General features: G+C 43.1%; 6 protein-coding genes. 4 read left to right on the forward strand and 2 right to left on the reverse strand.

Features of this window, described 5'->3' with window-relative positions; translation table 11 throughout:
• The coding region (locus H524_RS17645) for a hypothetical protein (RefSeq protein ID WP_044122188.1) at window positions 1-212 on the forward strand (212 nt) is incomplete at its 5' end.
• 51 nt (window positions 213-263) lie between these two features.
• Here the strand turns inward: H524_RS17645 and H524_RS16790 are convergent.
• Together H524_RS16790 and H524_RS0111330 are read right to left on the reverse strand one after the other, a co-directional pair.
• Window positions 264-1,757, reverse strand: coding sequence for a DarT ssDNA thymidine ADP-ribosyltransferase family protein (locus H524_RS16790; RefSeq protein ID WP_052339078.1), 1,494 nt, complete (start codon window positions 1,755-1,757; stop codon window positions 264-266).
• A gap of 202 nt (window positions 1,758-1,959) precedes the next feature.
• Window positions 1,960-3,393 carry a 3'-5' exonuclease gene (locus tag H524_RS0111330; protein WP_027940285.1) on the reverse strand — a complete coding sequence of 478 codons (1,434 nt, stop codon included), beginning with the start codon at window positions 3,391-3,393 and terminating at the stop codon, window positions 1,960-1,962.
• Window positions 3,394-4,222: 829 nt separating this feature from the next.
• On the opposite strand from H524_RS0111330, the gene H524_RS0111340 reads away from it, so the two are divergent.
• The 3 genes from H524_RS0111340 (at window position 4,223) to H524_RS0111350 (ending at window position 7,381) form a co-directional block, all read left to right on the forward strand.
• Window positions 4,223-5,194, forward strand: a complete 972-nt coding sequence (locus H524_RS0111340; protein WP_027940287.1) for a flagellin N-terminal helical domain-containing protein — start codon at window positions 4,223-4,225, stop codon at window positions 5,192-5,194.
• A 319-nt stretch (window positions 5,195-5,513) separates the two neighbouring features.
• Window positions 5,514-6,452, forward strand: a complete 939-nt coding sequence (locus H524_RS0111345) for a flagellin N-terminal helical domain-containing protein (protein WP_027940288.1) — start codon at window positions 5,514-5,516, stop codon at window positions 6,450-6,452.
• A gap of 20 nt (window positions 6,453-6,472) precedes the next feature.
• On the forward strand, window positions 6,473-7,381 hold the full coding sequence (locus H524_RS0111350; RefSeq protein ID WP_027940289.1) for a flagellin N-terminal helical domain-containing protein: 909 nt from the start codon (window positions 6,473-6,475) through the stop codon (window positions 7,379-7,381).
• Window positions 7,382-7,852 lie beyond the last annotated feature (471 nt).

Below are 7,852 nucleotides of genomic sequence, written 5' to 3' on the forward strand. Positions count from 1 at the left end.
AATCTGATGCTCATACTACTGTTGCAGTGCAGGCATTACAGCCTTCAAAGCCAAAGGTTGGACGACCAAAAGGGAGTTTAAATAAGAGTACAATTGCCTTTAGAGAACGAATGGCTAAGGAGTTTGAGAAGGAACACCGAGGCAGAGGTCGGCCTAAAGGTAGTAAAAATAGAAAGACTCTAGAACGAGAAGCAAAAATGATTAACAATTAAGTTAGCAATAGGTTACTTTTTAAAAAATTATCGGATTTACTGCTAAATTTATTAAATTGATCCAAAATTTAAAGAATTAGCGTGTAAATGATTAATATATTCATCTGAATCAATAATACCTTCAGTGACGATGACCTTGAATTCATTAAAACAAATTGAGAGCACATCTAAGAGAGCAAAATCACTGTAGGCACTTTTAACCTCATCTATAGCACTGTTCATCATGTTAGTACGAGTTTTACCAGTACACATAAGCGGTGTGTTCTTAATTCGCTCTAGCGAGACACCTCTTTGATGAGCTACATAGGCTTTTACATCATCTCCCTCAAACAGCCTCAGAGAATTAATATCGATATTGGACAATGACTCATTTGTTAAAGAGTTTTCCACTAAAGACATAAACTGCATATTACGTGTAATAACTAAGGTCTTGCCCGTATTGTCATTAACATCAGCACAGCTTAAGTAGAGAGCTCTTAAGATACTTAAGACAGTCTTGCCAGTGCCGTTTGCGCCGCTAATTAGCTTAATACCTCTTGAAGGCAAGAATAGGGCATCAGACTGATCCTTATCGAGGGCGTCAGATGGATCCTCATTGAGAATGTTATAGACTATGCAGCCTTCATTAAGCCCATCTTTAATACGCTCTAACATTTCTTCACGTGATAATGAAGAACTGCTATCGTGCTCAATGGTCGTTTGCGAGGTGCTGTTCTGTGAGCTCGTCTCTGCTGACCTTACATCGTCTGCAGCATTATCCTGCGCGCTATGGTCTTTATCCGAGGCATGGTGTGGGGCAAAGGTAGCTATCTTAGTAGATCCATTGCTCAGTAGCTCCAGAATCTCAACGCTGCGATTGTTGCGAATCTTGGTGTCGAGATTTTCTTTATCATAGAAGTCTTGGCTTATATAGACCTTGCATCTTTCAGGAAGCTTAGCTTGCATAAGCTCAAGTCTTAAAAGTTCTCTACGCGCCTGTTCAATATCGAAAAAGACCACGCCAATGATATCTTCTAGTGCTATCGGGCCATCGACTAGTACCTCTGCTTGCACATCTGTTGGGGCTGCTTCCATACGCTTCGCGCTGCGAGGGAAATTAGAGCCTCGTGGATGCAAGTCATACAGCGACTCAAAACCTTCTGCGCCCGAGCATAAGTAGGCACCCTTGCCTTTAGCAGCATTGCATGGGCAATACAAAGTGTCTTTGCGATAGATGTACTTAGGATCAATTAAGAGAACTGCCCAGTCTTCAAACAGCTGCACACGACTTCTTGAAGTCGCAAAGTAATAAACATTTGGAAATTCAATAGAGCAGCAAATAAGCTCTGGATGGCGGTCATAACGCACTTCATCCGTCTCGTTATACGGCAGCTTCTCTTTTTTAAGCTCATAAGTTGAGCAAATGCCTAAGCCATCACCAAAGATATGGGCAAGGTTGCGCGACTGAGTAAAGTGACAGAGCCTAGTAATGCCCTTTTCGATGACAAGATCACGGATCTCTTCATCAATGTTCTGATCAGTGTGACTATTAGCTGTATTACTCATAAGTCGCTACCTAAAAAATTCAAAAGAGGCTGCCCATACATATCAGGCCATGACGCCATCAAATCAGATTAGACCTTGCTCACCTAACCATATAATCAACGCTGCAGCTACAAGCTCCCACATATTATTGCTGATGCATGGCTATGATGCTTGCTGCAGCATATGCTCACAGTATGAAAAAGCTGCAGAGCAGCCTTAACATTTATGCTTCAACCCTCTCATAAAGATCACTATCACTTGGCATTAGCTCGGTCAGCTCGTCTGAATAAATCATGAGCAATTGAGAGCGAGCACGAGTGACGGCTACATAGAGGGTTTTGAGCTGTTTTATGAGCTTATTGTTCTTAAACTCATCATCTTCAACCACATGAGGTGAAATAAAGCCCTTGGCATCAAGATAAGGCAAGATGACAGTGTCAAACTCTAAGCCTTTTGCTGAGTAAATGGTGCATACGTAAATGCCTGGAGTTAAGTAATTGCCTTTCTCTAAATGATCCCTTAGATCGACTACGTCAGGTATATACGATTTAATTTTGTCGAACTGCCAGTGGTACGAAACTAAGATGGCACATGTGTCATGCTCCAAATCTATATCGGCGAGCTCGCGAATAAGCTCTTCACGCTCCTCCTCGTCTTGCACTTCAACAATCTTTGGCAAATCTCCATGTACTTTAGGAGGTACTACAGTGTTAACATCAGTCTTGTCACCGAACTCCTCAATTAATGAAGCTATAGCTTGGCTAAGCTTATAGATCTCGATGGTGTTACGGTAATTATCGTGAAGCTCCCAGAGCTTACAGTTGGTAAAGCCTGCTGATGTCCAACTAATGCGTGGGCCATAGACTTGCTGTGTATTGTCTAAAAAGAAAGTGAGTGAGCCATCTTTACGCATATGTTCGGCAAAAGCACGAATCAGGACTAAAGGGAAGTCTTGCCCTTCATCAATAATGATGTGGCGATATTCAGATAACGCCTTACCACATATAGAGCTTTGCGCAAACTTATGCGGCATGGTCTCATAGTCATAATCATAATTTTCATGCAGCCGTTCTAGATATTCCTCATATACCTCATACATGAGAGGGCGTTGGTCGCTTTTTAAGCGGGTTGAGCCTCTACCAATACGATCAGCTTCTATGTATTCATCTAAAGAGCAAATGCCCATTCTTAAGATCCAATCGATCTCATCGACAAAGAACTCGTCGCGTCGTTTAAACAAGGGTGATGCATCATTGTTTAGTTTGACTGCATTAACTGCATCTGAAATGATAGTTGTACGGCCTTTCTTACAAAGTTTTAGAGAGTCAAAAGGGAGTCCAGTCTCTTCTCTTTTTTGAGCGCCTAACACTTTAGTTAAGAAAGAATGGTAGGTCGTGGCGGTAATGCATCTGACTCCCATGGCTTTCAACTTACGATCAACATCCTTAGCTAAGGCTCGGTTGTAAGTGAGAAATAAGCATTCACCAGCATTTGATAATTGAGAATTGCCTAAATAGCAGGCACGATAGAGCGCCATCAGCGTCTTGCCGGCTCCGGCACTGCCTGTAATCACAGAAAAGCCCGTATCAGGCAAATACAAGACCTCACGCTGACGCGCCTTAGGTGCTGGCAAAATATTCGTTATGCCTACTGCCATCACTAACTCCTCTTGCACTAAGGAATCACATACAAACCACTATAAGCATCATTACTATCCTAACTTATAGATACACAGTGGTGTGTGACGATACTCTACTTTCCGCAACACTCAATCATCAGCCACCAACCCACACAACATGGCCAATTCGGCATATCTGGCAACACAAAAAACAGCATTCACAGAGCAAAGGCTTAAGATCGTAAGGATCAGCAATGAAGAACAAGGCGAAAAGGAGGGTACAGCAGGGCACTTCACAATTTCACTTACGCAGACAAAGCGCAAAAACAAGCTGCTTAAGTATGCTCTTGAGTTAAAGGAGTAGTTACTAGAGGTCAGAGTTCAACGAGAAAAGAAGGTCATTGAGGATAGGGCAGGCGAACTAATCGCGTGGATCTTAGGCTTGAAAATACGCTAGGCGATCTAAATTTTTACACTATAAAAACACCAGCATGCTTTACACTTTATAATAGAGATCAGTACATCAAGGAAACAGCAGTAGGCAATATCAGTAATACTTTCATTACTATAAGGTCATGATATTTATCGGAAAGCTAGGTAATGTATTGTAAAGGCCTTAATGTATCTATATTTACAAAGATCACGAGCTCAGCTGAGATCAGATGAAAAATTTTGTACACAACTTAGTTAATGCATTTTGCTAAGCTACGTAAAGATCAGTAGGGAAAGTTGTACTTTCATGCGATAGCTTGAGATCTGTGTGGTCTCTTGCAATGAAGTAACCACCAGATCGGCAACCATGCTCTTGCATAACAGGCCATTAGCTCCTGTTTTCTCAAGCATGCAGCAAAAGATTAGGGGATTTGATATGGCCGTCTATGTGAATACCAATTACTCAGCTCTTCAAGGCCAGCGCTACTTAGGGAATGTCCAGAATTCACTCACGACTACTTACCAGCGCCTATCTAGCGGCATGAGGATCAATAGCGCCAAAGACGATGCTGCAGGCCTCCAGATCGCCGATCGCTTAACATCCCAGATAAATGGCTTAAATCAGGGAAATCGTAACGCTTCAGACGGTATCGCACTTGCCCAGACCATCGAGTCAGGCATGGATGAGATCTCAGGTATGCTCCAAAAGATGCGTACTCTAGCAGTTCAAGCAGCTAACGGCACCAATACCATGGATGATCGTAATGCTCTTGGCAAGGAAATGGCTGCACTGGCAACCGAAATCAATCGTATCTCAACTCAGACAACCTTTGCTGGTAAGTCCATTTTGAACGGAAAGGTTGCTGGCTCTATTTACGGTGAGCCTGCACAAGCTGGTGGTGGTGCAAACGCGAACCCAGCTGGCGCTACAGGAACTATGACTCTACAGGTCGGTTCGAACAATGGCGACACCATTTCCTTTAATATGGAGTCAGTCTACTTCTCAGCTATTGCAAATGATCAGGCTATTATTAAAGACGCCAATACTTTCATGAAAGTCACTGCAGGCGTAGTTTCTGTAGATATGACCAAGATTAGTTTTGCAGCCACAACGCCTCAAGGTCAGAAAGGCATTGGCGATGTTATTGATCTGATGGATAAGGCCATTGCAAAGGTAGACGGCATGCGTGCCGACCTTGGCGCGATCCAGAACCGTTTAGAATCAAGCATCCGTAACCAGTCTAATGTTGCTGCTAACGAAGCAGATGCTCGCTCACGTATTCGTGATGCTGATTTCGCTGAAGAATCTGCTAACTTATCTCAGCAGTCCATCATCCAGCAGGCTGCCGCATCCATGCTGATGCAGGCTAATACACGCCCTCAGCTTGGCTTAAGCTTACTTGGTTAATAGCTATCTTGCTTAGTAATAAGCTTTAGTTCATAGAGAGAACCCTGCATTCGCGGGGTTTTCGTGCGCGTACAGGGTAAAGCTGTAAATAAGCACGCAAGAGAAGCTATTTAGGCTTAGCAACGTATATCGACATACATTATGTGTGCAAATACAAGTTGAAACCCAGTTGTAGCAACCGAATAGATAAGTAGCAGACAGAGTTTTTAAATCAACTCGTCTAAACAGAATTCTAGTGCTCCATAGTCAGTGGCGAGGTCCTCCTGACATAATCAATAGCGAAAGCTATACAGAGCAACATAAGTTAGGAGAAAAGCCAATGGCAGTCTATGTGAACACAAATTACTCAGCTCTTCAAGGCCAACGCTATTTAGGTAATGTCCAGAACTCTCTGACTACCACATATCAGAGATTATCATCAGGTCTTCGTATAAATAGCGCCAAAGATGATGCTGCAGGCCTTCAGATCGCTGATCGCTTAACAAGCCAGATAAATGGCTTAAATCAGGGAAATCGTAACGCATCTGACGGTATTGCTCTTGCTCAGACTGTTGAATCAGGCATGGATGAGATCTCTGGCATGCTCCAGAAGATCCGTACCTTAGCTGTCCAAGCATCAAATGGTACTAACACAGGTGAAGACAAAGCAGCACTGTCTAAAGAGGCTTCAGCACTTGCAAATGAGATTACTCGTATTGCAAAGCAAACTACCTATGGTGGCAAGCTTGTCCTCAATGGTCAGCAGGAAAATAACCTGACTATCTTCTCCAAGGCTGATGCACAGAATAAGGGTAAAGCTGGCTCAATCACTCTGCAAGTTGGCTCCAATAAGGGCGACACAATCAAGTTCAGCATTGAAAACATGCAGTTCTCAGTGATTGGAAATAGAGCTGATGCTCAATTCAAAGCAAACTTAACTGGTCAGGATAAAGTTATGAACATTACAAATTCTGTAGTGTCATTCCAATTCTCTAAAGCTGACCCATCAGATGTAATTAAGCTTATGGACGGTATGATTGCACAAGTGGATGGCTCCCGTGCCGACCTTGGCGCGATCCAGAACCGTTTAGAATCAAGCATCCGTAACCAGTCTAATGTTGCAGCTAATGAAGCCGACGCCCGCTCACGTATTCGTGACGCTGATTTCGCTGAAGAATCTGCAAACTTATCACAGCAGTCAATCATTCAGCAGGCCGCAGCCTCTATGCTGATGCAGGCGAACACCCGTCCACAGCTCGGCCTGAGCCTATTAGGTTAATCATCTGAGGAGAAAGTACCATGGCAGTATATGTTAATACCAATTACTCAGCTCTTCAGGGCCAGCGCTACTTAGGCAATGTTCAGAACTCACTGACTACCACATATCAGAGATTATCATCAGGTCTTCGTATCAATAGCGCCAAGGACGACGCTGCAGGCCTTCAGATCGCCGATCGCTTAACATCCCAGATAAATGGCTTAAATCAGGGAAATCGTAACGCTTCTGACGGTATTGCTCTTGCACAGACTATGGAAGCGGGTATGGATGAGATCTCAGGTATGCTGCAGAAGATCCGTACATTAGCTGTCCAGGCAAACAATGGCACCAACACAAAAGAAGACAGAGATGCCCTAAGTAAAGAGGCATCAGCTCTGGTATCTGAGATTCAACGAATTTCTCAGCAAACAACATACGGTGGTAAAAAGATTCTTAAGGGTTCTAAGGATGCCGATACCATTTACACACAAGATACTCAGAATGGCGACAAAGGCGGCGTGATGACCCTACAAGTTGGCTCTAACAAGGGTGATGTTATTTCATTTAGTGTAGCTAACTTTACATTCTCTGTTCTTGCTAAAGTAGCAACTGCTGGATTCACTAAGACTAAAGAAGTATCTACTGCATTAGCAATTACATTTACTACTGGTGGTGCTGAAAAGCTAATCGAATCTGTTGATAAAATTATTGCTGCAGTAGACGGTCAGCGTGCTAACTTGGGCGCAATCCAGAACCGTTTAGAATCAAGCATCCGTAATCAGTCTAACGTTGCAGCTAATGAAGCTGACGCACGCAGCCGTATTCGCGATGCTGATTTTGCTGAAGAGTCTGCTAACTTATCACAGCAGTCAATCATTCAGCAGGCTGCAGCCTCTATGCTGATGCAGGCTAATACCCGTCCTCAGCTGGGCTTAAGCTTACTTGGCTAATAGCTTTCTTGCTTAGTATTGAGCTTTGGCTCATATGGAAAACCCCGCTATTGCGGGGTTTTCTCATTATAGGCAAGGCCTTTTAACTTGCTAATGAAGCTGTTTCTAAGCTAGGCCGATGATTGGCTTCAAATTCGTATTTGATCGATATTTGGAAAGGGCATATATACGCCGTTTAAGCTATGATATATGCATGCATCTGCATGATCCGGACATGTAGTTTTTGTATTACGCTAACCACAAAAGTTAACGGTATACCGTATCATCTTTCAATTTCAATCGAAAACATTCAAAATCAAGGAATTTGTCTCGAGAACGCTGAAAAAAGACAATAGGATCCCTAACCAAAGGCTATAGCCTTTAGCCATCTAATATACATTGATTCTGTGTAGCTAGCTACATCGTAGGCCTACGCTCTATACCTCGGTATAGGGCGTAGGCTTGTTTCTTTTTAGCTAGCCATCAACTCGT

Origin of the sequence: Anaerobiospirillum succiniciproducens DSM 6400, from assembly GCF_000482845.1 — a bacterium.
Lineage (GTDB): Bacteria > Pseudomonadota > Gammaproteobacteria > Enterobacterales > Succinivibrionaceae > Anaerobiospirillum > Anaerobiospirillum succiniciproducens.

Coding starts and splice junctions, on each gene's coding strand:
- H524_RS16790 (WP_052339078.1), bottom strand. CDS start 1,757: ATGAGTAATACAGCTAATAGTCACACTGATCAGAACATTGATGAAGAG.
- H524_RS0111330 (WP_027940285.1), bottom strand. CDS start 3,393: ATGGCAGTAGGCATAACGAATATTTTGCCAGCACCTAAGGCGCGTCAG.
- H524_RS0111340 (WP_027940287.1), top strand. CDS start 4,223: ATGGCCGTCTATGTGAATACCAATTACTCAGCTCTTCAAGGCCAGCGC.
- H524_RS0111345 (WP_027940288.1), top strand. CDS start 5,514: ATGGCAGTCTATGTGAACACAAATTACTCAGCTCTTCAAGGCCAACGC.
- H524_RS0111350 (WP_027940289.1), top strand. CDS start 6,473: ATGGCAGTATATGTTAATACCAATTACTCAGCTCTTCAGGGCCAGCGC.